This is a genomic window from Parasphingomonas frigoris, assembly GCF_036663815.1.
Lineage (GTDB): Bacteria > Pseudomonadota > Alphaproteobacteria > Sphingomonadales > Sphingomonadaceae > Sphingomonas.
Genome location: NZ_JAXOJQ010000007.1, coordinates 103,468 through 130,109, shown reverse-complemented (window position 1 = coordinate 130,109; position 26,642 = coordinate 103,468). Strand labels below are relative to the sequence as shown.

Here is a 26,642-nt window from a genome sequence, read left to right as displayed (position 1 = left end):
CTTACCGCAGCAACACCAGCTCCTCCGCCATCGACGGATGCAGCGCGACGGTCTGGTCGAAATCGTCCTTGGTCAGCCCGGCCTTCACCGCGACCGCCGCCGCCTGCAGGATCTCGGGTGAATCCGGCCCGATCATGTGGAGCCCAAGCACCTGCCCGGTCTCGGCATTGCACACCATCTTGTACAGCGCGCGCTCGTTGCGGCCGGCCAGCACGTTCTTCATCGGACGGAAGTCGGACATGTAGACCTTCACCGAGCCGAACTTGTTCTTGGCCTGCGCCTCGGTCAGCCCGACGCCCGCCATCGGCGGATGGCTGAACACGGCGGACGGGATGTTCTCGTAATCGACGCGGTGCGGCTTGTTGCCGAACATCGTGTCGGCGAACGCCTGCCCCTCGCGGATCGCGACGGGGGTCAGCTGAACGCGATTGGTAACGTCGCCGACCGCATAGATGCTGTCGCAGGTCGACTTGTTGTCCTCGTCGACCACGATCGCGCCCTTGTCGTCGAGCTCGACGCCCGCGCTTTCCAGCCCGAGGTCACCGGTATTCGGCGCCCGCCCGGTGGCGAACATCACGCAATCGACGTCGATCGGCTCGTGCCCGGTCATCGAGACGCGCAGGCAGCCGTCGGGCTGCTTCTCGATCCCGCGGAACTCGGCGTTGAAGCGGAAATCGAGCCCCTTCATCATCGAGATCTGCAGCAGGCGATCACGGATCGATTCGTCATAGCCGCGCAGGATCACGTCGGTGCGGTTGATCAGCGTGACCTTCGCGCCGAATTCGTTGAAGATTCCAGCGAACTCGTTGGCGATATAGCCCGCGCCCGCGATCAGGATGCGCTTGGGCACCGCGTCGAGATGGAAGGCTTCGTTCGAAGTGATGCCAAGCTCGTGCCCCGGGCATTCCGGCACGATCGGCGTCGCGCCGACCGCGATCAGAATCTTGCCCGCGGTGACCTCGCGCCCGTCGCCGAGCTTGACCGAATGCGGCCCCGTCACCGTCGCACGCTCGAGGATGATCTCGACGCCGTTGTTGGTCAGCGTGTCGGTATAGGCGCCGTTGATCCGGTCGACCTCCTCCATCACGTTGTCGCGCAGCCGCACCCAGTTGAAGCCGAGATTTTCGGGCACGTCCCAGCCGAAGCGGCGCGCGTCCTTCAGATCCTCGGCGAAATGCGCGCCATAGACGAGCAGCTTCTTGGGCACGCAGCCGCGGATGACGCAAGTGCCGCCGACGCGATATTCCTCGGCCACCGCGACCTTTGCGCCGTGTGCCGCCGCGACGCGCGACGCGCGCGTGCCGCCAGAACCCGCACCGATGACGAAAAGGTCGTAGTCATACTCAGCCATGTCATGTCCTCTTGCAGCCGCTTACCGCGCGGCCTGTAAATCTGCATTCCGTCACCACGGGGGCGGATAGTCGCGCGCGCTAGCGCTGCCCCGCCCGGCGCATCGGCATCGCATCGATCGTCGCGACCAATGTGGTGCGGTCGATCGGTTCGGACCGGCGCAGCGCAGCGTTGCCGTCCTTGCCGATCAGCACCACGCCGAACGCAGCGCGCGGGAGCCGCCACCGTGTCCGCAACGCCGCCGCACTATCGGGCGCACCGCGAACGGTATCGCCGGTGACCTCGACGACCGTGACGTCACGATCGTCGAGCGCCTTCGGCATCGCGTCGAGCGAGGCCCGCTGCGCGATCCGCCGCGCGTCAGTCTCGCTCGGCGCGGCGACGATCAGCACACGGCGCTGGTGCCGCATCTCGGCAACCGTAGCCACCGCCATCGCCGCCGCGAGCAGCATCACCCGAACGCGCGCTTGATCAGGTCGGTGGTCGACACGTCGAACTCCTGGTCGCCAGCATCTGCGGCCTTGGCCATTTCCTTGCCGAGCTCTACGCCGAACTGGTCGAACGGATTGATCCCGAGCAGCACGCCGCTGACGAACACGCGCTGTTCATAGAAGGCGATCAGCGCGCCCAATGTGCGCGCATCGAGATCGTCGAGCAGGATCGTCGTGCTCGGCCGGTCGCCCGAATAGCTGCGCGCGAGATCGTCATTGGCGCGCCCCTTCATCAGCGCCGCGCCTTGCGCGAACGCGTTGAGCAGCAGCTGGCGGTGATGATCCTCGGACAGCGTATCGCCCGGCTCGATCACCGCGACGAATTCGACCGGCACGAGATGCGTGCCCTGGTGGAGCAGCTGGAACACCGCATGCTGTGCATCGGTGCCGACCCCACCCCAGGTGATCGCCGCGCTCGGCCGATCGAGCTTCTGCCCGTCGATCGTCGTGCCCTTGCCGTTCGATTCCATCTCGAGCTGCTGGAGATAGGACGGCAGCAACCGCAGCCGCTCGTCATAAGCGAAGGTCGCACGCGTCTCGGCGTGGCGGACCTGCGTGTAATAGAGATCGGCGAACGCCGCGAGCGCGGGCGCGTTCTGGCTGAGCGTTGTGTGCTGGAAGTGGCGGTCCATCTCGGCCGCGCCCTCAAGCAGTTCCTGGAAATTGTCCCAGCCGAGCGCGATCGCCGCGGGAAAACCGATCGACGACCAGAGCGAATAGCGCCCGCCGACCGAGTCGGCGAAGGGCAGCACGCGGGTTTCGTCGACGCCCCACTCGACCGCCTTGTCGGGATCGGCGGTGAGCGCGATGACGCGGCCATAGGCATCCTCGACGCCCGCCTCGCCCATCCACTGCAGCACCGAATCGGCGTTGGTCAGCGTTTCCTTGGTGGTGAAGGTCTTCGACGCGATCACCAGCAAGGTCGCGGTCGGATCGAACTTCTTGAACACTTCCTCGAGCGCGGCACCGTCGATGTTCGACACGATCGCGACCTCATAGGCGCTGTCCTCGCGCCCGAGCGCATCGATCAGCAGATCGGGCCCGAGCGCCGAGCCACCGATGCCGACATGCAGCACATGGCGGATATCGCCGAGCGCACCCGCCGCGATCGCATCGATCAGCGCGCGCATCCGGGCATGGAGTGCTGCGGCCTTGGCGTTGTCCTCCTCGCTCCCCTCGCCGCGCTCGGCGACATGAGTGACCGAGCGGTTCTCGGTGACGTTGATGACCTTGCCCGAAAACAGCGCCTCGCGCTTGCCGTGGAGATCCTGCGCCTTGGCGAGCGCCTCGAACGCGGCGACCGCCTCGGTCGTCAGATGCGTCTTGGACCAATCGAAGTGAATCCCGGCGACGTCGGTGCTGAACGTCTCGAGCCGATTGGCGTCCTCCGCGAACAACGTCTCGAGCTTGGGCGAGGGCAGTGCCTCGATCGCGGTCCAGTCGGCAGACATTCAGGCACCTCTTCGGTCGTGGGGAGGGAAACGAATCCCGCGCTAGATCGCCCTATCGGGGCGGCATTACAACCACCAGCTTGACGATGTTCGCGCACGGCACCAAACCGCGCGCTATGGCCGATCCAACCCCGCTTCGCGACGTGTCCCCGCGCAAATCCGAAACGCGCGAGACGCTCGTCTTCTTCCTCAAGCTCGCGATCGTCGTGTTCGTGTTCCGCAGCTTCGTGTTCGCGCCGTTCAGCATCCCGTCGCAGTCGATGCTGCCGCGGCTCTATATCGGCGACTATCTGTTCGTGTCGAAATGGAATTACGGCTATTCGCGCTGGTCGCTGCCGTGGGGCGTGCCGCTGATCCCGGGGCGCGTCCTCGGGCGTGATCCATCGCGCGGCGACGTCGTCGTGTTCCGCGGCCCTCCCGGCGACGATCATGACGTGATCAAGCGCGTGATCGGCTTGCCCGGCGACAGCATCCAGATGCGCCACGGCCAGGTGATCCTCAACGGCAAGGCCGTTCCCAAGGTGAAGATCGCCGATTTCACGATCCCGCTCTCGCCCAATTATCCCGGCGGCAGCGAATGCCCCGCCGAGTTCGAGGATATGGCGGCCGGCAAGCCGATCTGCCGCTACCAGCAGTTCCGCGAGACACTGCCGAACGGCAAGAGCTATGCGGTGCTCGACCGCGGCGAGCAGATCAATGCCGATGAGACCGGCGTCTACAACGTCCCCGCCGGCCATGTCTTCGTGATGGGCGACAATCGCGACGACAGCGGCGACAGCCGCTTCGCGCCGCCCGAGGGCATGGGGATGGTCCCGATGGAGCGGATCGAAGGCAAGGCGGTGTTCTCCTTCTTCTCGACCGACGGCTCGGCCAACTGGTTCCTGCCGTGGACGTGGGTCTCGGCGGCGCGCTGGAGCCGGATCGGGGAAGGCTTTTGAACGCTGACCTGAGTCACGGGGAGCTGGGCGCCTGGATCGCCGCGAGCCTCGGCCACACCCCGCGCGACATCGCGCCGTTCGAGCGCGCGCTGACGCATGGCAGCCAGGCCAAGGCGAATTACGAGCGGCTCGAATTCCTCGGCGACCGCGTGCTCGGGCTGGTGATGGCGGAATGGCTGTTCGAGCTGTTCCCGAACGAACCCGAAGGCGCGCTGTCGAAGCGCTTCAACGCGCTGGTGACCGGCGCGGTGTGCGCCGATGTCGCGCGCGGCCTCGGCGTCGCGGCGCAATTGAAGCTCGGCAAGCAAGCGCGCGACGATGGCGCGTCGGACAGCGACAATGTGCTCGGCGACGTGATGGAAGCGCTGATCGGTGCGCTCTACCGCGAGGCCGGGCTCGACGGCGCCCGCCGCGCGATCCGCACCGCCTGGGCCGACCGGGCAAGCCGCGAACTGACCGTGCCGCAGCACCCGAAGTCGGCGCTGCAGGAATGGGCCGCAGCGCACAACCGCAAGGCGCCGGCCTATGAAGTGGTCGAACGCTCAGGGCCGCACCACGCCCCGCGCTTCCGCGTGAAGGCGGTGATCGGGAGTTTTGCCGAGGCCGAGGCCGAGGGGAGTTCGAAGCAGGAGGCGGAAACCGCGGCGGCGACGGCGTTGCTGAGCCAACTCAGAAAGTAGCCCCCCGCCCCGTTCGTCCTGAGCTTGTCGAAGGACTGCACTTTCTTCTAAGCCACGCATATGGCGTTCTGGGCTTACATGCTCCATTGCAACGGAGGCAGGCTCTACGTCGGCCACACGGATAATCTCGAGGCGAGGATAGCCCAGCATCAGTCTGGATCGATCCCCGGTTTCACCCGCGATTACGCACCTGTGACGCTGGTCTGGTGCCAGGACTTTCCGTCCCGCATCGAGGCGCTGGAGGCCGAGCGCAGGATCAAGGGATGGGGCCGGGCCAAGAAACTGGCGCTGATCCGCGGCGACTGGCCGATGATTTCCGCGCTGGCGAAGAAGAAAGACAGCCCTTCGACAAGCTCAGGGCGAACGGAAGAAAGTACGTTACCCGATGACTGACACCCCACCGATCCTCGACAGCTCAACGCCCCCCACCCAGAAATGCGGCCTCGTCGCGATCCTCGGCGCGCCCAACGCCGGCAAGTCGACGCTGGTCAACGCGCTCGTCGGCCAGAAGGTCGCGATCGTCAGCCCCAAGGCGCAGACCACGCGGGTCCGGCTGATGGGCGTTGCGATCGAGGGCGATACCCAGCTGCTGCTGGTCGACACCCCCGGCATCTTCGAGCCCAAGCGCCGGCTCGACCGTGCGATGGTCCAGGCCGCGTGGGGCGGGGCCGATGGCGCCGACGTGCTCGCTTTGGTGGTCGATGCCAAGGGCGGGCTGGGGTCGAAAGTCACCACCATCGCCGAGGCGATCGCGCACCGCCCCGAGCCCAAATATCTGATCCTCAACAAGGTCGATCTCGCCGACAAGGGCAAGCTTTTGCTCCACGCCGAGAAGCTGACCGCGATGGTCCAGTTCGACGAGGTGTTCTTCGTCAGCGCGTCGACCGGCGACGGCCTGCCCGAACTGAAGGCGCATCTGGCGAACCGGATGCCCGAGGGCCCATGGCACTTCCCCGAGGACCAGGTGTCCGATGCGAGCGAGCGCAGCCTCGCCTCCGAAGTGACGCGCGAGCAGCTCTACCTGCAGCTCCACGCCGAATTGCCCTACGCCTCGACGATCGAGACCGAGCAATATCTCGAGCGCGAGGACGGATCGGTCGAGATCCACCAGCAGATCCTCGTCGAACGCCCGACGCAGCGCGCGATCGTGCTCGGCAAGGGCGGCGTGCGGATCAAGGAAATCGGCGCGCGCGCGCGCGCGGAGCTGAGCGGCATCATGGGCCGCCCGGTGCATCTCTATCTGCACGTCAAGGTGCGTCCCGGCTGGGACGACGAGCGCGACGTCTATCGCGACATGGGGCTCGACTGGGTCGATTGACCGCATACGACAAGGCCCCGCGCCGCTGCGTGCGACACGGGGCCTCGGGCAGGCCTAGGCAGGCTTAGCGGTAGCGCCAGCCGCCATGGTGGCGATAGCGGTTCTGCCAGTACCGGCGACCGTCCCAATAGCCGCGGTCGTACCGCCGTCCGACGATCAGGCGCGGACCGCCGCGATAGGCTGGTCCGCCGACAAAAGCGGGGCCACCGCGCATCACGCGGCAATGGCCGGCCGGACCGCGATAGGCGCCGCGGCCGCAGCCGTCGCGCGCTTCGGCGACCGTGGTAGTTCCCAGGGTCGCCACCCCGGTGAGGAGGATGGCGGCAAGAAGCTTTTTCATGATACCCTCTCGATCAGTTTCTAGAGCAAGAGCCCAGCGGGCTGGCGAGAGAACGAGGGGAACCCAAACCCGTTCCAAAATGGCCGCGACGGGCCTGCCGCGATCGGCCTCAGCCGTGCTCGAGCAGCGCGTCGACCCAGGCCGGCACCACCGTCCCCGCCGGCCCGAGCCGCGTCTCGTCGAACAGGTGGCTGCCTGCCGAACGCTCGAGATTGAGCTCCAGCGTATGCGCACCGACATGGCGCGCGCCCTGGACGAAACCGGCGGCGGGATAGACCGCGCCCGACGTCCCGATCGACACGAACAGGTCAGCCGCGCCGAGCGCACGCTCGATCACCTCCATCGCGTACGGCATCTCGCCGAAGAAGACGATATCGGGGCGCAACGCCGCCGCGCCGCACGCCGGGCAGACAGACCCCGGCGGCAACGCAGCGTGCCACGGCCTGCGCACGCCGCACGCGGCGCACAGCGCCGACTGCAGTTCGCCATGCATGTGCAGCAGCCGCTTGCTCCCGGCACGCTCGTGGAGATCGTCGACATTCTGCGTCACGACCAGCAGTTCCCCGCCCCACGCGGCATCGAGCCGCGCGAGCGCGTCGTGCGCGGCATTGGGCGCGACGCCCGCCAACGCCGCACGCCGCGCATCGTAGAAGCGGTGGACCAGCACCGGATCGTGCGCGAGCGCTTCGGGGGTGCAGACGTCCTCGACGCGGTGCCCTTCCCACAGCCCGCCGGGGCCGCGAAACGTCGCGACGCCGCTCTCCGCCGAGATGCCGGCGCCGGTGAGGATGACGATGTTGCGAGGGGGCGTCATGCCCTGGCGATAGCCCCGCGCCACGATCTTGCGCAACCCAGCGCTTAGCCCATGGCGTCACACGCGCCGCTTGGGTAAAGCCGCTCGCGAACGACATTGGGAGAAGCGCGATGAGCGCAATCGGCATTATCGGCAGCGCCGGACGCATGGGCCAGGCGCTCGCCGCCGCGGTGCCCGATCTGGGCGCCACACTGGCCGGGGGCATCGATGCGGGCGGTGATCCGATCGCGCTGGCGCACGACGCCGACGTGCTGATCGATTTCTCGTCGCCCTCGGCGCTCGAGCGCACGCTCGCCGCCGCGCGGCAGACCGGCACGCCGATCCTGATCGGCACCACCGGTCTCGCCACGACGCACCACGCGCTGATCGACGCCGCCGCGGGCGAGATCGCCGTGCTCCAAACGGGCAACGTCTCGCTCGGCGTCACCCTGCTCGCCAAGCTGGTGCGCGAGGCGGCAGCACGGCTCGGGCCCGAATGGGACATCGAGATCGCCGAGATGCACCATCGCCACAAGGTCGATGCGCCGTCGGGTACCGCCTTGCTGCTGGGCGAGGCGGCCGCTGCCGGACGCGGCATTCCGCTCGCCGAGGCGCGCGTGTCGGACCGCGCGGGGCTGACCGGCGCACGTTCGGAAGGGACGATCGGCTTTGCCTCGCTGCGCGGCGGATCGGTCGCCGGCGACCATCAGGTGATCTTCGCGGGCGAAGGCGAGCGGATCGAGATCGGCCACCGCGCCGAGAACCGCGCAATCTTCGCGCGCGGGGCGATCACCGCGGCGCTGTGGCTCGTCGGCAAGCCCGCCGGGCGCTACGGCATGGAGGAGGTGCTGGGGGTTTGAAGCGCGCCGACGTCATCGAGTTCTACGCGCGCCTCGCCGCCGACAATCCCCACCCCGAGACTGAGCTCGAGGCGGGCAATCCGTTCCAGCTGGTCGTCGCGGTCGCATTGTCGGCGCAGTCGACCGACATCGGCGTCAACAAGGCGACGCGCCGCCTCTTTGCCGAAGTGACCATGCCGCAGCAGATGGTCGCGCTCGGCGAGGAGGCGCTCAAGCAGCACATCAAGACGATCGGCCTGTTCAACACCAAGGCCAAGAACGTCATCGCGCTCTCGCAGCGGCTGATCGAGGTTTATGGCGGCGAAGTGCCTAACGATCGCAACGCGCTCGAGACGTTGCCCGGCGTCGGGCGCAAGACCGCCAACGTCGTGATGAACGTCGCCTTCGGTGCCGAGACCTTCGCGGTCGACACGCACATCTTCCGCGTCGGCAATCGCACCGGCCTCGCCCGCGGCAAGACGCCGCTGGCGGTCGAGCTCAAGCTCGACAAGGCGACGCCGCAGCCCTTCCGCCTGCACGCGCACCACTGGCTGATCCTGCACGGCCGCTACGTCTGCAAGGCACGCACGCCCGAATGCTGGCGCTGCATCGTTGCCGATCTCTGTGCGTTCAAGGCCAAGACCCCTGCCCCGCGAACCCCGCCGAAGCCGTCGAAGGAAGCCTGACATGCGCCTGCTGTTCGCCGCCCTCACCCTCGCCGCTTTCGCCGCGCCTAGTGTCGCCCGCGATTCGATGCGCATTCCCGAGGCGACCCCGGTCGGACCGCCGAAGAGCTGCATCCCGCTCACGCAGATCCGCGAGACACATGTCCGCGACGACCGCACGATCGATTTCATGCTGGGCGGCAAGACGGTCTATCGCAACACGCTGCCTTTTGCCTGCCCGAGCCTCGGCTTCGAGGAGCGCTTCAGCTACGCGACCAGCCTCAGCCAGCTCTGCTCGACCGACACGATCACCGTGCTCTACGCCAGCCCCACGCTATCGCGCGGCGCAACCTGCGGGCTCGGCCAGTTTCAGCCGGTGACGCTCGCTACAAGCAGGAAGGCACACAAGTAGGGCTGGCGCGACCGCGCGGGCTTTGCTAGTCGAGCCTTAAGGCACCCGTAGCTCAGCTGGATAGAGCGCTGCCCTCCGAAGGCAGAGGCCACTGGTTCGAATCCAGTCGGGTGCACCACTCTTCAAGGCGGTGCGCGATTAACTCCAATCCCCATTTCGACGTTCTGATCGTGGGGGCCGGGCATGGCGGCGCGCAGGCCGCGATCGCGCTGCGGCAGCGCAAGTTTACCGGCACGATCGGCCTGCTCGGCGCAGAGCCCGAACTCCCCTACGAACGCCCGCCTTTGTCGAAGGACTATCTCGCCGGCGAGAAGCCGTTCGAGCGCATCCTGATACGCCCGGCGAGTTTCTGGAGCGAACGCGAGATCACGCTGTTGCCAGGCCGCCGCGTCGTCGCGGTGGACGCAGCGGCGCATAGCGTGACCACCGAGGACGGCGCGACGATCGGTTACGGGTCGCTCGTCTGGGCGACCGGCGGCCCGCCGCGGCGGCTGGTCTGTTCGGGGCACGATCTGCGCGGGGTCCACGGCGTGCGCACGCGCGCCGATGTCGACCGGATGATCGCCGAACTACCCGCGGTCGAGCGCGTCATCGTGATCGGCGGCGGCTATATCGGGCTCGAGGCGGCCGCTGTGCTGACCAAGCTCGGCAAGCATGTCACCGTGCTCGAGGCGGCACCGCGTGTCCTGGCGCGTGTCGCCGGCGAGCCGCTGTCGCGTTTCTACGAGGCCGAGCATCACGCGCACGGCGTGGATCTGCGCACCGAGGTCACCGTCGAGTGCATCGAGGAGGCCGATGGCGCGGCAACGGGCGTCCGGCTCGCCGATGGCAGCGTGCTGGCGGGCACGATGATCGTCGTCGGCATCGGCATCATCCCGGCCGTCGCCCCGCTGCTCGACGCCGGCGCGACGGGCGGCAATGGCGTGACGGTCGACGCGTTCTGCCGGACATCGCTGCCCGACATCTTCGCGATCGGCGACTGCGCCGCGCATCCCAACCCCTATGCCGACGGCGCGACGATCCGGCTCGAATCGGTGCAGAATGCCAACGACCAGGCGACCACCGTCGCCCGGCTGTTGACCGGCGATGCCCAGCCGTATGACGCGGTGCCGTGGTTCTGGTCGAACCAATATGACCTGAAGCTCCAGACGGTCGGGCTTTCGATCGGCTTCGATGCGGCGGTGCTGCGCGGCGATCCCGCGACACGCAGCTTTTCCGTGCTCTATCTGAAGGCAGGCACGGTGATCGCGCTCGATTGCGTCAATGCGACGCGCGATTATGTCCAGGGGCGTGCCTTGGTGGTGGCGCGCGCGGTGATCGATCCCGCGCGGCTGGCGGACGCGAGCGTGCCGCTCAAGGAGTTGCTGGCCGCCGCGTGAGGCCTAGCCGTCGAGCAGGTCGGCCAGTGCCGTCAGCGACTCCGCCGCATAGTCCCAATCCTGCGCCGCGCCGCGATCGGGCGCAGGCGCACCGCCATATTCCATCGGCCGATCGACGTAAGCGGTCGCGAGCCCACAGCCCCGCGCCGCCGCGAGATCGCTGTGGTGCGCCGCCACCAGGCACAGCTCGTGCGGCGCGATCCCCAGAATGTCGGCGGTGCCGAGATAGGCTTGCGGGAGCGGCTTGTAGACCTTGGTCGCTTCGGCACCGAGGATCGCGTCCCATGGCAGCCCGCCGAAGCGCGCCAGCGCGAGCATCAGCGCGACATTGCCGTTCGACAGCGTGACGATCGGGAAGCGCATTTTCAACCGCATGAGCCCCGCGACCGAATCGGGCCACGGATCAAGCCGCCGCCACGCCAGCGCGAGATCGGCGCACGTCGCCTCGTCGAGCGCGATCCCAAGTCGCTCGACCAGACTGTCGAGCGTCTCGCGGTTGAGCACATCGAGCCGCGTATAGGGCCGGCGCCCCGAGCGGCATTCCTCCATCGCCGGCTGGTAGAGCCCGCGCCACGCATCGGCGAAGCGCGCAGGGTCGAGATCCTCGCGACCGATCTTGGCGAAAACCGCCGCCGCCTCGCGCGCGATGCTGCTCCGCCAGTCGACGACGGTGCCGAACACGTCGAAGGCGAGCGCCTTGATCACCCCGCGACGATCTCGCGCAATGCCTCGGCGAGGCCGCGCGTCTCGGCCTCGGTGCCGATCGTCATGCGCAGCCCGTTGGCGAGCCCCTGCCCCGGCAGCCAGCGCACGATATAGCCACGCTCGAGCAGCGCCTTATACGCGGTCTCGGCGCTGACGGCGCCTTCGAACAGCACGAGCAGGAAGTTCGCTTCGCTCGGGATCACGCGCAGGCCGGCATTGCCGAGCTTGGCCATCTCATCGCCGAACCACGCCCGCCATACGCGATTATGCTCGCGCGAGGCGGCGATGAAATCGGCCGCGCCGAGCGCCGCGATCGCGGCTTCCTGGCCGGCGGTAGTGCAGCAAAACGGCGCGCGAATGCGGTGCATCGCGGAGATCGCTTGCTCCGACCCATAGCCCCAGCCGATCCGCTCGGCGGCGAGGCCGTGGATCTTCGAGAAGGTGCGGGTGACGATCACGTTGGCCGCGGTGCGTGCAAGGTCGAGCCCGCCGTCATTGTCCTCGGGGGCGAGATATTCGGCATAGGCCTGGTCGAGCACGAGCATCACCTGCGCGGGGAGCGCGGCGTGGAGCCGAGCGATCTCTTCCTTGCGCGTGAAGGTGCCGGTCGGATTGTTCGGGTTCGCCACGAACACGACGCGCGTGCGCTCGGTAACTGCGGCGAGGATCGCGTCGACGTCGGTCGCATAATCGCGGTCGTCGGCGGTGACGAGCGTCGCGCCGACGCGGCGGGTGGCGATCTCATAGACCGCGAAGCCGTAGCGCACCTGGATGATCTCGTCGCCCGGCCCGGCATAGGCGCCGGCGATCAGGTGGAGCACTTCATCCGAGCCGGTGCCGTAGATGACACGCGCGGGATCGAGATCGTGATGCGCCGCGATCGCCTCGCGCAGCAGCGCCGCGCCGGCATCGGGATAGCGTGCGAGATCGGCAGAATGCTTGGCGAAGGCGTCGACCGCTTGCGGGCTGGTGCCGAGCGGATTCTCGTTCGACGACAGCTTGATGACGGGCGCCCCGCCCTCGCTGGTCGAGCGACCCGGAATGTAGGGGGCGATGGCCATGACCCATGGCTTGGGTTGGGGTGCGTTCATGCCGCGTGGGTTAGCGGGGAATCCCCGCCTGTTCAAATCCTCCCTCGCGCAGCGGGGGAGGGGGACCGCTCGGCTTCTTCAGCCGAGGGGTGGAGGGGGGCGCCACGAGCGCACCGCTTGCTTCCAGCCCCCCTCCCCCGCTTCGCGAGGGAGGATTTAAGGAATTACCGCTGCGGGCGCTTGTTCGGCCCACCGGGACGCAACGTCGGGCGCGGCTGATGCCGCACCGGCGCCGGCCCATTGGCGCGCCGCGGGCTGCGCTCGGCCTCGACCGGCCCGCCCTGGACCTGCTCGAACTGCACGCCGCCTTCAGCTTCTTCGCCGGCTGTGCGCTTCACCGCCGCCATGAACTTGCCCGCGATGCCGCTCGGCACCTGGAACATCGTCTCGTTGGCGGCGATGCGGATCGCACCGACCTCGTTCTTGGTGATATGCCCACGACGGCAGATCAGCGGCAGGATCCAGCGCGGATCGGCATTCTGGCGACGGCCAATGTCCATGCGGAACCAGACGATGTCGTCAAAGCCCTCGCGGTGATGCTCCTTGCCCGCCTCGCGCGGCGCGGAACCGCTCGCCTCGATCATTTCCTCGGGCGCGGGCATCCGCGCGCGATAGCTGCGCACCAGCGCCGCCGCGATATCCTCGGGGGTCTTCTTCTCAAGCAGCTGTGCCGCCAATGCGCGATCGTCCTCGTCGACTTCGACGTCTTCCATCAGCATCGTCATAAGGCGCGACTTGTCGGCCTTGCGGATGTCGTCGACGGTGGGGGCGTTCATCCACTCGACCGCGATGCGCGCGCCGCGCAGCATCATCTCGACACGGCGCTTGCGCTGATACGGCACGATCAGGATCGCGGTGCCCTTCTTGCCCGCGCGACCGGTACGGCCCGAGCGATGCTGCATCGTCTCGGCATCGCGCGGCAGCTCGACGTGAACCACGAGGCTGAGCGAGGGCAGATCGATCCCGCGTGCGGCGACGTCGGTCGCGACGCAAACCCGTGCGCGCTTGTCGCGCAGCGCCTGCATCGCGGCGTTGCGCTCGTTCTGGCTATGCTCACCCGACAAGGCGACCGCGGCGAACCCGCGCTCGATCAACCCGGCATGGAGATGGCGAACATTGTCGCGCGTCGCGCAGAACAGCATCGCGGTCTCGGCCTCGTGCAGGCGGAGCAGATTGACGACGGCATTCTCGATATCAGCGGGCGCAACCGTCACCGCCTGATATTCGATGTCGCCATGCCCGCGATCCTCGCCGACGGTTGAGATGCGCAGCGCATCCTTCTGGTAGCGCTTGGCGAGCGCGACGATCGACTTGGGCATCGTCGCCGAGAAAAGCAGCGTGCGGCGCTCGGACGGCGACGCGTCGAGGATCAGTTCGAGATCCTCGCGGAAGCCCATGTCGAGCATCTCGTCGGCCTCATCGAGAATGACCGCCTTGAGGTTCGACAGGTCGAGCGCGCCGCGCTCGATATGGTCGCGCAGACGGCCCGGGGTGCCGACGACGATATGCGTGCCGTGCGCCAGGCTGCGACGCTCGCGGCTGGCGTCCATGCCGCCGACGCAGGTCGAGATGCGCGCGCCGGCCTTGCCGTAGAGCCATTCGAGCTCGCGGCTGACCTGCAGCGCGAGCTCGCGCGTCGGCGCGATCGCGAGTGCGAGCGGTGCGCGCGGCGGCGGGAGCAGGCCGTCCTCGGTCAGCAACTGCGGCGCGATGGCGAGGCCGAACGCGACGGTCTTGCCCGACCCGGTCTGCGCCGAGACGATCACGTCGCGGCCTTCGGCCTCGGGCTGGATGACGGCGGCCTGGACGGGGGTCGGGGCTTCATAGCCACGGGCGGAAAGCGCTTCGGCGAGAAGCGTGGGGAGGTGTGTGAAGGGCATGGTATTCCGAATATGGGGGCGGCGAGGTCGCGCGCCAAAAAGGGCCCTTAGCACGGGCGTGCGGGAAAAGCACGGGGGGTGTGGATTTCGGCGCTAAACGCCGCTTACCCTCCCTTCTTCCTCCCCTCCCTGGAAGGGAGGGGCTGGGGGTGGGTCGGCCCGAGGCGGCGGCCGACCTCGGCCAGGATCGCTTCAGCGACCCCGTCGGGATTCGTGATGACCTCGGAATTCCAGAAGCGGAGCACCCGCCACCCGAGGCCTTCGAGGAATGCAGTTCGCTCCTCGTCGTAAAGCGAGTCGGTGTGCTGACTGCCGTCTAGCTCGATCGCAAGCGTCGCTTCGCAGCACGCTAGGTCGATGATGTAGTTCCCGATGACGAGCTGACGGGTGAAGCGCGGGCGATATTGGCGTATCCGCAGCCAGATACGCCGCTCAGCGTCGGTTGCATTGGTCCGCAGCGCACGGGCGCGTTTCGTCATCTCGGGCGAGACTCGAGGCATTCCAAGAGTTTGCCGTCGCGCGATACGGAGAGCAACCCACCCCCAACCCCTCCCTTCCAGGGAGGGGAGGAAGGAGGTCACGGATAGCGCTAAAGCACCTGCCCCGCCGCCCAGCCGCTCGCCCAGGCCCATTGGAAATTGTAGCCGCCGAGCCACCCCGTCACATCGACCGCCTCGCCGATCGCATACAACCCCGGCACCTTCCGCGCTTCCATGGTCTGCGACGACAGTTCGGCCGTCGAGATGCCGCCCGCGGTCACCTCGGCCTTGGCGAAGCCTTCGGTGCCGTTGGGGCTGAAGCGCCAGTCGGCCAGCTGCCGCGCCGCCGCATCGACCACCTTGTCGGTCGCCGCGCCGAGTTCGCCCTCGATGCCGAGCCGATCGGCCAGCGTCTCCGCCAGCCGCCCGGGCAGATGGTTCGACAGCACCGACGCCAACGACACGCGCGGCCGAGCGTGCTTCACGCCGACCAGCCAGCCGGGCTTGAGATCGGGCAGGAAGTCGATCCCGACCGGCTCGCTATGGCGCCAATAGGACGACACCTGCAGGATCGCCGGCCCGCTCAGCCCCTTGTGCGTGAACAGCGCCGCCTCGCGGAACTTGGTCTTGCCGGCCTTGGCGACCACCTCCGCCGCGACGCCCGACAGCGAGCGGAACAGCGTTTCGTCCCCGCCGAGCGTCAGCGGCACGAGCGCCGGGCGCGGCTCGACCACCTTGAGGCCGAACCGCCGCGCGAGATCATAAGCGAAACCGGTCGCGCCCATTTGCGGGATCGAGGGTCCACCGGTGGCGATGACGAGCGAGGGCGCGCTCGCGGTACGATCGCCGAAGGTGACACGATACTGGCCGTCGGCATGGTCGATATCGCGGATCGCCGCGCCGAGCGCGATCTCCACCCCACCCTTGTCGCACTCGTCCTGCAACAGCGCGACGATCTGCTTGGCCGAGCCGTCGCAGAACAACTGCCCGAGCGTCTTCTCATGCCAGGCGATCCCGTGCGCCTCGACCAGCGCCAGGAAATCCTGCGCGGTGTAGCGCCCCAGCGCCGACTTGGCGAAATGCGGGTTGGCCGAGATGTAGCGATCCGCGGCGGTGTGCAGATTGGTGAAATTGCACCGCCCGCCGCCCGAGATCAGGATCTTCTTGCCGATCGCCTCGGCATGATCGAGCAATAGCACGCGCCGGCCGCGCTGGCCGGCGACGAAGGCGCACATCAGCCCGGCGGCGCCGGCGCCGAGGATGATCGTGTCGTAGATAGGGTTCGTCATGCGGCGCCTGTGGACGCAAATGCCCGATCAGGCCAGTGCGGTGCTCAAACGGTAAAGCTTTCCCCGCACCCGCACGCGCCCTTGGCGTTAGGATTCTCGAACACGAAGCCCGCCGCGAAATCGTCCTCGACCCAGTTCATCGTCGAACCGATCAGATACAGGATCGACCCGCCATCGACGAACAAGGTGCCGCCGGGGGTGTCGATGCGTTCGTCGAACGGCTTGGCCTCGGTGACGTAATCGACCGAGTAAGCGAGCCCCGAACAGCCGCGCCGCGGGGTCGACAGCTTGACGCCGATCGCATCGGCGGGCGCCTTGGCCATCAGCGCGGCGATGCGCGCCTCGGCCGTCGGCGTGAGGATCAGCGCAGCAGGGCGAACGCGGGTTGCAGTGGTCATTGGTGTCTTTCCTTCTTCTCCCCTCCCGCTTGCGGGAGGGGTTGGGGGAGGGACTGTCGGTTCTTGGACGGCGCGCCGGTGGACAGGCCCTCCCCTAGCCCCTCCCGCAAGCGGGAGGGGAATGCGTTACAGCATGCCCAGTTCGAGCTTGGCATCGTCGGACATCTTGGCCGGATCCCATGCCGGGTCCCACACCAGATTGACCTCGGCCGAACCGACCCCCGGCACCGCGCCGACACGCAGTTCGACTTCCATCGGCATCGATTCGGCGACTGGGCAGTTCGGCGTGGTCAGCGTCATCGTCACGACGGCATGGCCGGCCTCGGTTACCTCGACGCCATAGATCAACCCGAGATCATAGATATTGACCGGAATCTCCGGGTCGTAAATCTCCTTGAGCGCCGAGACGACGCCTTCGTACAGCGCCCCGCCCGGTTCGCCGGCCACCTCGCCGACGGGCTTCTGCGAAAGAAAACCCTCGAGATAGTCGCGCTTGCGCTCGCCACCCTCGACCGCGACGTCCTCGACGCGCGCGCGCGGCGGCTGCTCGACGGCGCCGACTTCTTGAATTTCGATGCGGTCGCTCATCCGAAAATCCTCGTTACTCTTTCAATGCCGCGCACCAGCGCTTCCACGTCGGCCGCACTGTTATACACCCCGAAGCTCGCGCGTGCGGTCGCATCGACGCCCAATGCCTCCATCAGCGGCTGCGCGCAGTGATGCCCGGCGCGCACCGCGACCTTGGCTTCGTCCAAGATGGTGCCGATATCGTGCGGATGCACCCCCGCGATGCTGAAGCTGACGATTCCGGCGGAATCCTCGGGCCCGAACAGCGTGAGCGAGTTGAATTGCGACAGCGCGTCGCGCGTCAGTTTGACCAACGCGGTCTCGTGCGCATGGATGCGATCGAGCCCGATCCGCTCGACATAGTCGATCCCCGCGGCAAGCCCGAGCACGCCGACGATATGCGGCGTCCCCGCCTCGAACCGGCCCGGCGGCGGAGCATAGGTGGTCTTGGCGAAGCTGACCTTGTCGATCATCGACCCGCCGCCCTGATACGGCGGCATCGCCTCGAGCAATTCAGGCCGCGCCCACAGCACGCCGATCCCGGTCGGGCCGTAAAGCTTGTGGCCCGAGAAGACGTAGAAATCGCAATCGAGCGCGGCCACGTCGACGGTCATGCGCGGGACCGACTGGCACCCATCGAGCAGGATCTTCGCCCCGACGGCATGCGCGATGTCCGCCGCCCGGCGCCCGTCGAGCACCGAGCCGAGCACGTTCGAGACATGCCCCAATGCGACGAGCTTGTGCTGCGGCGTGATCATCGCGGCCATCGCGTCGAGATCGATGCGATGATCTTCGGTCAACGGAATCACATCGATCTGCGCGCCGATCCGCTCGGCGACCATCTGCCACGGCACGATGTTGCTGTGATGCTCGAGCGTCGAAAGCAGGATGCGGTCGCCGGCCTTGAGCTGCGTTCCCGCCCAGCATTGCGCCACGAGGTTTATCCCCTCGGTCGCACCGCGGACGAAGACGATCTCGTTTTCCGATCCGGCGTTGAGGAACTTCGCCACCTTGCGGCGCGCGGCTTCATAGGCGAGCGTCATGTCGGCCGAGCGCTGGTACACGCCGCGGTGCACCGTGGCATAGCTGGTGTCATAAGCGCGGATGATCGCGTCGATCACCTCCTGCGGCTTCTGCGCGGTAGCGGCGGTGTCGAGATACGCCCAGCCGTCGGGTATGGCAGGGAAGTCCGCGACATGGTCGAGGGGGCGGGTCTGGGTCAACACGCTCATTGCCTCCCCTCCCTGGAAGGGAGGGGCTGGGGGTGGGTTGCTCTGAAGGGATGGCTACGCCCGACCAACGGGCCGACCCACCCCCTACCCCTCCCTTCCAGGGAGGGGAGCACGTTGCGCGCGTTGCTCACAGCATCCGCTCCAAAGCCGACTGCGCGGCGGCCTCGACGCGCTCGCGCTCGCCCACGTCTTCGATCCCCTCGAACACCGATCCGATGAACGCGCGCAGCAGTATCGCCTTAGCCTGCGCCGGCGCGATCCCGCGCGACGCCAGGTAGAAGAGCGCATTCGCGTCCAGCTCGCCGACCGTCGCGCCATGCGCGCACTTCACGTCGTCGGCGAAGATCTCGAGCTCGGGCTTGGCGTTGGCGGTCGCAGTGCGGCTCAAAAGCATCGCCTTCACCGACTGCGACGCATCGGTCTTCTGCGCATGCCGCGCGACCGCGACCTTGCCGAGATACGACCCCGTCGCGCGGCCGCCGAGCACCGAGCGCACCACCTGGTTCGATGTGGCGTTGGGCTCAATATGGTTGAGCACGGTGACGATCTCGAGCGTCTGGTCGCCGCCGCCAAGCATCGCGCCGCCGAGTTCGAAATGCGTACCCTCGTGGCACGTCACGTCGATCGTCACGCGGCCGAGTTGCCCGCCCACGTTAAGCACGTGGAAGGTCGCGGTCGCACCGGCGCGCAGGATAACGCGATAGTCGCGGATCGCGACCGCATCGGTCGCGACGTCCTGCACGATGACGCGCGACACGTGGGTGCCGGCTGGAACGTCAATCACTTCGGCGGCGGGGATCGGCCAGACCGAGGCGACGGCCTCAAGGTCCGAATAGCGCCACGCTTCATCGCGGCGGGTCGGCAGGGCGAGGCTCATGATTTGGCTCCGCGCGCCAGCGTGCGCCGCACGTCTTCGAGCAACGCCGGCTTGCGGCCGTCGATCCACGCCGACACGGCGCCCTGATCGTTCGCGCCGCTCTTCACGCAATTGGCGGCGGTCCGGCACACTTGCTCGTCGAGCCGGGCGTTGCCGCTCGAGGCGCTGAGCCCGCAGGTGAAGCGCCCGCGCGGATCGTGCCCGACCGTCACCGACAGCGCGGCGAGCCGCCGCCCGATCACGACGATGTCGGGCTCCGCGGCGGGCGGGGCGACGCCCTGCACCGCGAGCCCGAGAGCAAAGGCGATCACGCCGTCACCCCCGCATAGCCTTCGCGCTCGAGCTCGGCCGCCAGTTCCGGCCCGCCCGAGCGAATGATCCGCCCGGCCGACAGCACATGCACGAAATCGGGCGCGACATAGCCGAGCAGGCGCTCGTAATGCGTGATCAGAATCACCGCCTTGTCGGGCGCGCGCATGATGCGGTTGATGCCGTCGCCGACGATCCGCAGCGCGTCGATGTCGAGCCCGCTATCGGTCTCGTCGAGGATCGCGAGCTTGGGGTTGACGATGCCCATCTGCACCATCTCGTTGCGCTTCTTCTCGCCACCCGAAAAGCCGACATTGACCGGACGCTTGAGCATCTCGGCATCCATCGACAAAGCGGCGGCCTGCTCGCGCGCGAGCTTGAGGAACTCGGCGCCCGACAGCGGCTTCTCGTCGCGCCCGCGGCGCTGCGCGTTGAGCGCCTCGCGCAGGAACTGCACGTTCGACACGCCCGGGATCTCGACCGGATACTGGAAGCCGAGGAACAGGCCGGCGGCGGCGCGCTCGTGCGGCGCCATCGCCAGCAGGTCCTTCCCGTCGAACTCGACCGAGCCCGCGGTGACCTCATAACCGGGCCGCCCACCGAGCACATAACCGAGCGTCGACTTGCCCGCGCCGTTCGGCCCCATGATCGCATGGACCTCGCCCGCGTTCACGCTGAGCGAGAGGCCCTTGAGGATTTCCTTGCCGTCGATTTCGGCGTGGAGGTCAGTGATTTTGAGCATCGTTAGTCTTCAATTTCCATAATGGGCTGCTTGTTGAGCCGACGTCGGGCGACGTGAACGACAACAGCACTAAAGTAGATGATCGCATAAACACCGCCGGCCATTACCATTGCGGCAAAAACTAGTGTCGACAGATAGCCCGTGGCTTCGACCCCAAAGAACCGGATCACGCCCTCGGCGAGCAGCAGAAAAAGGAACGCCATAATAATGCCGCTCCCGATAAAGTAGGCACGAACCCGCCACCGCGCGCGTTTGAGGCGAGCGGCATCCATCACCCCACCGACCCCTCGAGGCTGATCCCCAGCAACTTCTGTGCCTCGACCGCAAATTCCATCGGCAGCTGCTGCAGCACTTCCTTGGCAAACCCGTTGACGATCAAAGCCACCGCCGCCTCCTGGTCGAGCCCGCGCTGCATCGCGTAGAACATCTGGTCGTCGGAGATCTTCGAGGTGGTCGCCTCATGCTCGATCTGCGCCGACGGGTTGCGCACTTCGATATAGGGCACGGTATGCGCGCCGCACTGGTCGCCGAGCAGCAGCGAGTCGCACTGGGTGAAGTTGCGCACGCCCTCCGCGGTCGGCGCCACGCGCACAAGTCCGCGATAGGTATTGTCCGACCGCCCCGCCGAAATGCCCTTCGACACGATCGTCGAGCGCGAGCCCTTGCCGAGATGGATCATCTTGGTGCCCGTATCGGCCTGCTGGCGATTGTTGGTCACCGCGACCGAATAGAATTCGCCGACGCTGTTCTCGCCAGCCAGCACGCACGACGGGTACTTCCAGGTGATCGCGCTGCCGGTCTCGACCTGCGTCCACGACACCTTCGAATTCTTGCCCTGGCACAGCGCACGCTTGGTGACGAAATTGTAGATCCCGCCCTTGCCGTTCTCGTCGCCCGGATACCAGTTCTGCACGGTCGAATATTTGATCTCGGCATCGTCGAGCGCAACGAGCTCGACCACCGCCGCATGCAGCTGGTTCTCGTCGCGCATCGGCGCGGTGCAGCCCTCGAGATAGGAGACGTACGATCCCTTGTCGGCGACGATCAGCGTGCGCTCGAACTGGCCGGTATTCTCGGCGTTGATCCGGAAATAGGTCGACAGCTCCATCGGGCAGCGCACGCCCTCGGGGATGTAGACGAAGGTCCCGTCGCTGAAGACCGCGCAGTTGAGCGTCGCGAAATAATTGTCGTGCTGCGGCACGACCTTACCGAGCCATTTGCGGACGAGATCGGGATATTCCTTGATCGCCTCGGAGATCGACCGGAAGATCACGCCCGCGGCCTCCAGCTCCTTGCGGAAGGTGGTCGCGACCGAGACGCTGTCGAACACCGCATCGACCGCGACACGGCGCTTGGGGTTGCCCTCCGCATCGAGCTCCTCGACGCCGGCGAGCATCTTCTGCTCCTCGATCGGGATGCCGAGCTTCTCATAGACGCGCAGGATCTCGGGATCGACCTCGTCGAGCGAGCCGAGCTTGGGCTTCACCTTGGGCTCGGCGTAATAATAGGCGTCCTGATAGTCGATCGGGTCCATCTGGAGCTTCGCCCAGTCGGGCGCCTCCATCGTCAGCCACAGGCGAAACGCCTTGAGCCGCCAGTCGAGCATCCACTCGGGCTCGCCCTTCTTGGCGGAGATGAAGCGGACGGTGTCCTCGCTCAGCCCCTTGGGCGCGAAGTCCTGCTCGATGTCCGAATGGAAACCCCATTCGTACGACTTGCTGACGGCTTCATAGGCTTCGGCGTTCTTTGTTGCCATTAGACTGTCCCTACCGCGAAGCGGCTCTCAAAAATCTCTACCGCAGAGCGGCTCTTCTTCCTTTTCGTGGCTTCGTGTCTTTGTGTGAGAAAAATTGCCTCACACGAAGACACAAAGACACTAAGAGGAAGAAGCAGATTGGGTTGCGCTGCGCGCGGCTGGACCCTCATGCCGGGATCCTCGACAGGCTCGCCAGCGAAACGCCGTCGAGCGCACCGCGCACCGCGCCGTTGACCACGTTCCAATGCGGCTTGACCCGGCAATCGCCCTCGAGCGCGCAGTCGTGCCGCGCCTCGTCGACGCAGGTGGTCAGCGCGATCGGACCCTCGATCGCCTCGATGATATCGGCCAGGCTGATCGCCGCCGCTGGGCGCGACAAACGGAAACCGCCGCCGGTGCCGCGCGTGCTCTCGATCAATCCGCCCGCCGACAGCCGGCTGACGAGCTTCTGCACCGTCGGCAGCGGCAGGCCCGTCTCCTCGGCGAGCATCGTCGCGTTGAGCCGGCCCACACTGCCGCAATGCCGCGCGGCGGCGGACATCATCACGACGGCATAGTCGGCAAGGCTGGAAAGACGCATGGGTTCCAATCAGAGCGAATTGCTCCGATTGCAAATGGGCGCGCAGGCGAGTCGGGTCAACCCCTCGCGCGAAGGTGCGCGGTCACGTTTCGCTGATCAGCGGGCTCACCGACCCGCCGAGCGCGCTGCGCTGCGCGATCGTCAGTTGCGACAGCAAGCCGGGGTCGGCACGGATCTGCCCCGGGGTCAGCCCGGTGAACTGTTTGATCTCGCGGATCATGTGCGATTGGTCGTAAAATCCGCGATCGACCGCTTCGCCGATCGTCTGCTCGTTCGCGACCATCGCCACTGCGGCGCGCAGCGCGCGATATTTGCGCGCGAGCAACTTGGGCGGTGCGCCGTAGAGCGCATTGCACTTGCGCTCGATCTGCCGCCGCGACAGGCCGGTCCGCGCGATCAGATCGGCCATCGCGGGCGACGGGTGCGCGACCAGCCAGGCATCCACCTGCCGCACGAAATCCCGCGCGCCGGGCGAACCGTGGCTGTCGCACCCGCGCACGAGGTCGCGCACCAGCCCCTCGCCGACGATCGTGCGCGCGGCAATGCCCTGCGCCTTGCGCAATGCGGCATCGGCCAGCTGCAACCGCCCGGCGCCGAACAGGTCGACCGCCGCAACCACGCGGTTGAGCATCGTCGAGGCGTCGGTGCCGATCGTGGCCGCCCAGCCCGCTGCGCTCAGTCCCATCCCGAACACGGCGACAGGCCCTTCGGCGCGGACGTGCATTGCGCCGCTGGTCGGCCCGATCACGTGGATGTCGGGCGCGTCCTGCACGGTTCCGTCGGGAAACTGATAGGTCGCGCGCCCCCCCGACAGGCGAAAGCGCAACTGCGCATTGTCAGCACGCTCGACATCCTCGAACGTCGATATTTCTGCGGAGAAATCATAGAATAGGGTGATGTAGTCAGACAAATCCGGAGCGGGCACCGCATAGTCCAGCCGAAGTCCGTCCACGTCTGCGCCCCTTATAACTTGGAACGCATGCGTAACTGGTATGTCAGCCAAAGAAAAGTGGTCCGGATGGAAAGCCATCCGGACCAAGGAGAGAGGCCCCGCCGGGGGAACCTCTTGGGTCGCGGGTGTTTTCTGCCAGCGCGATTCGTTATTGTATTGGATGAAGTCGACGTGCGTAACGATTTGCCGTTTCGTCCTTCCCGATCCGCGCAGGCTTTGACGGCGCGGCGGCACGCTGCCATCAGGCGCGACGATGCTGTTCCCCTTGCTCCGCCCCGCCTTGTTCGCGCTCGATGCCGAGCACGCGCATGATCTGACGCTCACTTTGCTCGCGACCGCCAGCCGCGCGCCGCTGCGCTTGGGGACGCCGCCCGCCAGCCTGCGCAGCACCGTCGCCGGTCTCGCCTTCCCCAATCCGGTCGGGCTCGCCGCCGGGGTCGACAAGAATGGCCGCGCGATCGACGGCTTCTTCGCGCTCGGCTTCGGCAGCGTCGAGATCGGCACGCTCACCCCGCTGCCGCAACCCGGCAACCCGCAGCCACGGCTGTTCAGGCTGGTCGAGGACCAGGCGGTGATCAACCGCATGGGCTTCAACAATGGCGGGATCGCCGCCGCGCTTCCCCGCGCGGTCGCGGCGAAGCGCGCCGGGCTGCTCGGCATCAACGTCGGCGCGAACAAGGACGCGCCCGACCGCGTCGCCGATTATGCGCACGGCGTCGCCGCCGCCGCGCAGGTCGCCGATTATATCACGATCAACATCAGCTCGCCCAACACGCCGGGCCTGCGCGATCTGCAGCATGGCAACGAACTGCTCGACCTGCTCGCCGCCGCCGACGAGGCGCGCCGCGCGCCGATCAAGCGGCCGCCCTTGTTCCTCAAGGTCGCACCCGATCTCGACCCGTCGGCGATCGACTTCATCGCGCGCGCCGCCGCCGCGCATCAGATCGACGCGCTGATCGTCAGCAACACGACGATCTCGCGCCCACCGCTCGCCTCGCGCCACGCCGGCGAGAGCGGCGGCCTGTCGGGCGCACCGCTCGCCAGCCTCGCGCGCCAGCGGCTCGCCGACTTCCGCCAGGCGACCGGCGGTACGCTGCCGCTCGTCTCGGTCGGCGGGATAGACAGCGCCGACGAGGCCTATGCCCGCATCCGCGCGGGGGCGAGCCTCGTCCAGCTCTATACGGCGCTGGTCTTCCAGGGGCCGGGCCTCGCCCGCCGCATCGTCCGCGGGCTCGCCGCCAACCTGGCGCGCGACGGCTTTGCCAGCATCGCCGAGGCGGTCGGCACCGGTTGACGTAGCGCCCTCGCCCGTTACCGTTCGGGCGATGTACAGAACGCTTACCGCCGCTGCCTTGTTGTTCGTTGCGCCGACGCCGGCCGAGGCGAAACGCGCCGCCCCCGCTCCGGCGAAGGCGCACGCCACCGCGCTCGGCATGGTCAGCGCCGCCGACCCGCGCGCCGCGGCGGCAGGCGCGGAGATCCTGCGCAAGGGCGGCAGCGCGACCGATGCCGCGATCGCGACGATGCTCGCACTCAACGTCGTCGAGCCGCAGAATAGCGGCATCGGCGGCGGCAGCTTCATGCTCCATCACGACGCCGCGACCAATGCGATCACCGGCTTCGACGGCCGCGAGGCGGCCCCCGCCGCGGCCGACCCGAAATGGTTCTACGGCCCCGACGGCAAGCCCCTGCCCTTCACCGCCGCGGTGCCGGGCGGACGCAGCGTCGGCGTGCCGGGCAATCTGCGGATGATGGCGCTGGCGCATCAGCGCTACGGCAAGCTGCCCTGGGCGAGCCTGTTCGCCCCCGCGATCAAGCTGGCGCAGGACGGCTTTGCGATCACCCCGCGGCTGCACAACGGCCTGGTCAATTTCGGGCGCCATATCGACCCGTGGGCGCGCGGCCATTTCCTCGACGCCGCCGGGCAACCGCTCGCGGTCGGCACGATCCTCAAGAGCCCCGAGCAAGCGGCCCTGTTCGGCGCGATCGCGCGCAACGGCCCCGATGCCTTCTATACCGGCGCAGTCGCGCAGCAGATCGTCAGCACGGTCAATGGCGCGGCGCAGAACCCGTCGAAGATGACGCTCGCCGATCTCGCCGGTTACCGCGCGAAGGAACGCGCGCCGCTGTGCACGATGTACCGTGTCTACAAGGTCTGCGGGATGGGCCCGCCCTCCTCGGGCGGGGTCGCCGTGCTGATGATCCTCAAGCAGCTCGAACGCTTCGACATGCCCGCGCTCGGCAAGGACAGCCCGGTCGCCTGGCATCTGTTCGCCGAATCCGAACGGCTCGCTTATGCCGATCGCGACCTGTATCTCGGCGATCCCGACCATGTGACGGTGCCGACCAAGGGCCTGCTCGACCCGGCCTATCTCGCCTCGCGCTCGGCGCTGATCTCGCCCGATCGCAGCATGACCAACATCACGGCGGGCACCCCGCCCGGCGCCCCGCCGCGCACGCTCGCCCCCAATGCCGACGTGCCCGGCACGAGCGATCTCGTCGCAGTCGACCGGCGCGGCAACGTCGCCGAGGTGACGACGACGATCGAGAGCTATTTCGGGTCGGGCCTGTCGGTCGGCGGCGTGATGCTCAACAACGAGCTCACCGATTTCGATTTCGTCCCCGCCAAGGACGGCTATCTCGTCGCCAACCGCGTCGAGGGCGGCAAGCGCCCGCGCAGCTCGATGGCGCCGACGATCGTCTACGGCCCCGACGGCACGGTCCGCATCGCGCTCGGCGCGGCGGGTGGGTCTACGATCATCGCGCAGGTGGCGAAAGCCCTGGTCGCGGTGCTCGACTGGAAGTTGCCCGCGCAGGACGCGATCGCGCTCGGCTTGCTCTATGCGCCCAAGCTCAACGCCGTCGCCGAAAAGGGCACCCAGCTCGAGGCGATGGTCCCCGCGCTCCAGGCACTCGGCGAGCATATCCAGGTCGCGCCATTGGGGCTAAAAGCCAATGCGATCGAACGAGTCGACGGGCAGTGGGTCGGCGCCGCCGATCCGCGCAGCGAGGGCGTCGCGGTCCGCGAGGACGGGCAGACCACGCGGATCGTCCGCGCCGGCGCGATCCCCCGGCCCGCCGAATAAGCCTCGCCGAAACATTCCAGTCCAACCGCAGCCGAAGACGGCG

The 26,642-nt window shown here is 67.5% G+C and carries 30 protein-coding genes and 1 tRNA gene; 11 read left to right on the top strand and 20 right to left on the bottom strand.

What is annotated here, in order from left to right; translation table 11 throughout:
• Nucleotide 1: 1 nt before the first annotated feature.
• The 3 genes from gorA to pgi all read right to left on the bottom strand — a co-directional run bounded on the left by gorA (nucleotide 2) and on the right by pgi (nucleotide 3,292).
• Entirely contained in the window at nucleotides 2-1,351 is a 1,350-nt protein-coding gene (gene gorA, locus U1872_RS19015; protein ID WP_332794490.1) for a glutathione-disulfide reductase, read from the bottom strand.
• 79 nt (nucleotides 1,352-1,430) lie between these two features.
• A complete protein-coding gene (locus U1872_RS19010) occupies nucleotides 1,431-1,802 on the bottom strand; it encodes a DUF4174 domain-containing protein (RefSeq protein WP_332794511.1) in 372 nt (123 codons plus the stop codon).
• Nucleotides 1,802-3,292: a glucose-6-phosphate isomerase gene (pgi, locus tag U1872_RS19005; RefSeq protein WP_332794489.1), complete on the bottom strand. Its 1,491-nt coding sequence runs from the start codon at nucleotides 3,290-3,292 to the stop codon at nucleotides 1,802-1,804. The genes U1872_RS19010 and pgi overlap by 1 nt, the downstream gene beginning before the upstream one ends.
• Before the next feature lie 116 nt (nucleotides 3,293-3,408).
• Here pgi and lepB point away from each other — a divergent pair, with 116 nt between their 5' ends.
• The 4 genes from lepB to era are packed head-to-tail and all read left to right on the top strand — an operon-like array spanning nucleotide 3,409 to nucleotide 6,228.
• Entirely contained in the window at nucleotides 3,409-4,230 is an 822-nt protein-coding gene (lepB, locus tag U1872_RS19000) for a signal peptidase I (RefSeq protein ID WP_332794488.1), read from the top strand.
• Nucleotides 4,227-4,910 carry a ribonuclease III gene (rnc, locus tag U1872_RS18995; protein WP_332794487.1) on the top strand — a complete coding sequence of 228 codons (684 nt, stop codon included), beginning with the start codon at nucleotides 4,227-4,229 and terminating at the stop codon, nucleotides 4,908-4,910. Before lepB ends, rnc begins: the two co-directional genes overlap by 4 nt.
• Nucleotides 4,911-4,970: 60 nt before the next feature.
• Entirely contained in the window at nucleotides 4,971-5,303 is a 333-nt protein-coding gene (locus tag U1872_RS18990) for a GIY-YIG nuclease family protein (RefSeq protein WP_332794486.1), read from the top strand.
• Nucleotides 5,296-6,228, top strand: a complete 933-nt coding sequence (era, locus tag U1872_RS18985) for a GTPase Era (protein WP_332794485.1) — start codon at nucleotides 5,296-5,298, stop codon at nucleotides 6,226-6,228. Before U1872_RS18990 ends, era begins: the two co-directional genes overlap by 8 nt.
• 64 nt (nucleotides 6,229-6,292) lie before the next feature.
• On the opposite strand, the gene U1872_RS18980 is transcribed toward era, so the two are convergent.
• Nucleotides 6,293-6,568 (bottom strand): GCG_CRPN prefix-to-repeats domain-containing protein, encoded by a 276-nt coding sequence (locus U1872_RS18980; protein ID WP_332794484.1) that lies wholly within the window; start codon nucleotides 6,566-6,568, stop codon nucleotides 6,293-6,295.
• Nucleotides 6,569-6,677: 109 nt separating this feature from the next.
• Nucleotides 6,678-7,382: an NAD-dependent deacylase gene (locus tag U1872_RS18975; protein ID WP_332794510.1), complete on the bottom strand. Its 705-nt coding sequence runs from the start codon at nucleotides 7,380-7,382 to the stop codon at nucleotides 6,678-6,680.
• Between the two features lie 110 nt (nucleotides 7,383-7,492).
• On the opposite strand from U1872_RS18975, the gene dapB reads away from it, so the two are divergent.
• The 5 genes from dapB to U1872_RS18950 all read left to right on the top strand — a co-directional run bounded on the left by dapB (nucleotide 7,493) and on the right by U1872_RS18950 (nucleotide 10,656).
• Nucleotides 7,493-8,221: a 4-hydroxy-tetrahydrodipicolinate reductase gene (gene dapB, locus U1872_RS18970; RefSeq protein ID WP_332794483.1), complete on the top strand. Its 729-nt coding sequence runs from the start codon at nucleotides 7,493-7,495 to the stop codon at nucleotides 8,219-8,221.
• Nucleotides 8,218-8,886 carry an endonuclease III gene (nth, locus tag U1872_RS18965; RefSeq protein ID WP_332794482.1) on the top strand — a complete coding sequence of 223 codons (669 nt, stop codon included), beginning with the start codon at nucleotides 8,218-8,220 and terminating at the stop codon, nucleotides 8,884-8,886. The genes dapB and nth overlap by 4 nt, the downstream gene beginning before the upstream one ends.
• 1 nt (nucleotide 8,887) lies before the next feature.
• Entirely contained in the window at nucleotides 8,888-9,277 is a 390-nt protein-coding gene (locus U1872_RS18960; protein ID WP_332794481.1) for a hypothetical protein, read from the top strand.
• A 41-nt stretch (nucleotides 9,278-9,318) separates the two neighbouring features.
• Nucleotides 9,319-9,395 (top strand) — tRNA-Arg (locus U1872_RS18955).
• Nucleotides 9,388-10,656: an NAD(P)/FAD-dependent oxidoreductase gene (locus U1872_RS18950; RefSeq protein WP_332794480.1), complete on the top strand. Its 1,269-nt coding sequence runs from the start codon at nucleotides 9,388-9,390 to the stop codon at nucleotides 10,654-10,656. Before U1872_RS18955 ends, U1872_RS18950 begins: the two co-directional genes overlap by 8 nt.
• Before the next feature lie 3 nt (nucleotides 10,657-10,659).
• Here the strand turns inward: U1872_RS18950 and U1872_RS18945 are convergent, their stop codons facing one another.
• The 15 genes from U1872_RS18945 to U1872_RS18875 form a co-directional block, all read right to left on the bottom strand.
• A complete protein-coding gene (locus U1872_RS18945; RefSeq protein WP_332794479.1) occupies nucleotides 10,660-11,361 on the bottom strand; it encodes a haloacid dehalogenase type II in 702 nt (233 codons plus the stop codon).
• Nucleotides 11,358-12,452, bottom strand: coding sequence for a histidinol-phosphate transaminase (hisC, locus tag U1872_RS18940; RefSeq protein WP_332794478.1), 1,095 nt, complete (start codon nucleotides 12,450-12,452; stop codon nucleotides 11,358-11,360). The genes U1872_RS18945 and hisC overlap by 4 nt, the downstream gene beginning before the upstream one ends.
• 164 nt (nucleotides 12,453-12,616) lie before the next feature.
• The gene (locus U1872_RS18935; RefSeq protein ID WP_332794477.1) at nucleotides 12,617-14,332 is read right to left on the bottom strand and encodes a DEAD/DEAH box helicase; all 1,716 of its coding nucleotides are present in this window, start codon (nucleotides 14,330-14,332) and stop codon (nucleotides 12,617-12,619) included.
• 104 nt (nucleotides 14,333-14,436) lie between these two features.
• Nucleotides 14,437-14,832, bottom strand: coding sequence for an endonuclease domain-containing protein (locus U1872_RS18930; protein ID WP_332794509.1), 396 nt, complete (start codon nucleotides 14,830-14,832; stop codon nucleotides 14,437-14,439).
• A gap of 89 nt (nucleotides 14,833-14,921) precedes the next feature.
• Nucleotides 14,922-16,100, bottom strand: a complete 1,179-nt coding sequence (locus U1872_RS18925) for a BaiN/RdsA family NAD(P)/FAD-dependent oxidoreductase (RefSeq protein ID WP_332794476.1) — start codon at nucleotides 16,098-16,100, stop codon at nucleotides 14,922-14,924.
• 44 nt (nucleotides 16,101-16,144) lie between these two features.
• Nucleotides 16,145-16,498 carry a HesB/IscA family protein gene (locus U1872_RS18920; RefSeq protein WP_332794475.1) on the bottom strand — a complete coding sequence of 118 codons (354 nt, stop codon included), beginning with the start codon at nucleotides 16,496-16,498 and terminating at the stop codon, nucleotides 16,145-16,147.
• Nucleotides 16,499-16,624: 126 nt separating this feature from the next.
• Nucleotides 16,625-17,086: an SUF system Fe-S cluster assembly protein gene (locus U1872_RS18915; RefSeq protein ID WP_332794474.1), complete on the bottom strand. Its 462-nt coding sequence runs from the start codon at nucleotides 17,084-17,086 to the stop codon at nucleotides 16,625-16,627.
• Nucleotides 17,083-18,297 (bottom strand): aminotransferase class V-fold PLP-dependent enzyme, encoded by a 1,215-nt coding sequence (locus tag U1872_RS18910; RefSeq protein WP_332794473.1) that lies wholly within the window; start codon nucleotides 18,295-18,297, stop codon nucleotides 17,083-17,085. Before U1872_RS18910 ends, U1872_RS18915 begins: the two co-directional genes overlap by 4 nt.
• 127 nt (nucleotides 18,298-18,424) lie before the next feature.
• Entirely contained in the window at nucleotides 18,425-19,174 is a 750-nt protein-coding gene (locus U1872_RS18905; RefSeq protein WP_332794472.1) for a SufD family Fe-S cluster assembly protein, read from the bottom strand.
• Nucleotides 19,171-19,485: a hypothetical protein gene (locus tag U1872_RS18900; RefSeq protein ID WP_332794471.1), complete on the bottom strand. Its 315-nt coding sequence runs from the start codon at nucleotides 19,483-19,485 to the stop codon at nucleotides 19,171-19,173. The genes U1872_RS18905 and U1872_RS18900 overlap by 4 nt, the downstream gene beginning before the upstream one ends.
• Nucleotides 19,482-20,225: a Fe-S cluster assembly ATPase SufC gene (gene sufC / locus U1872_RS18895; protein WP_332794470.1), complete on the bottom strand. Its 744-nt coding sequence runs from the start codon at nucleotides 20,223-20,225 to the stop codon at nucleotides 19,482-19,484. The genes U1872_RS18900 and sufC overlap by 4 nt, the downstream gene beginning before the upstream one ends.
• 2 nt (nucleotides 20,226-20,227) lie before the next feature.
• Entirely contained in the window at nucleotides 20,228-20,497 is a 270-nt protein-coding gene (locus U1872_RS18890) for a hypothetical protein (protein ID WP_332794469.1), read from the bottom strand.
• Complete coding sequence (sufB, locus tag U1872_RS18885) at nucleotides 20,497-21,981, bottom strand: Fe-S cluster assembly protein SufB (RefSeq protein ID WP_332794468.1); 1,485 nt, start codon at nucleotides 21,979-21,981, stop codon at nucleotides 20,497-20,499. The genes U1872_RS18890 and sufB overlap by 1 nt, the downstream gene beginning before the upstream one ends.
• A 166-nt stretch (nucleotides 21,982-22,147) precedes the next feature.
• Nucleotides 22,148-22,561, bottom strand: coding sequence for an SUF system Fe-S cluster assembly regulator (locus tag U1872_RS18880; RefSeq protein WP_010187783.1), 414 nt, complete (start codon nucleotides 22,559-22,561; stop codon nucleotides 22,148-22,150).
• Nucleotides 22,562-22,643: 82 nt separating this feature from the next.
• Entirely contained in the window at nucleotides 22,644-23,513 is an 870-nt protein-coding gene (locus U1872_RS18875) for a helix-turn-helix domain-containing protein (protein WP_332794467.1), read from the bottom strand.
• A 253-nt stretch (nucleotides 23,514-23,766) separates the two neighbouring features.
• Here U1872_RS18875 and U1872_RS18870 point away from each other — a divergent pair, with 253 nt between their 5' ends.
• A complete protein-coding gene (locus U1872_RS18870) occupies nucleotides 23,767-24,807 on the top strand; it encodes a quinone-dependent dihydroorotate dehydrogenase (protein WP_332794466.1) in 1,041 nt (346 codons plus the stop codon).
• A gap of 31 nt (nucleotides 24,808-24,838) precedes the next feature.
• On the top strand, nucleotides 24,839-26,599 hold the full coding sequence (gene ggt / locus U1872_RS18865) for a gamma-glutamyltransferase (protein WP_332794465.1): 1,761 nt from the start codon (nucleotides 24,839-24,841) through the stop codon (nucleotides 26,597-26,599).
• Nucleotides 26,600-26,642 lie beyond the last annotated feature (43 nt).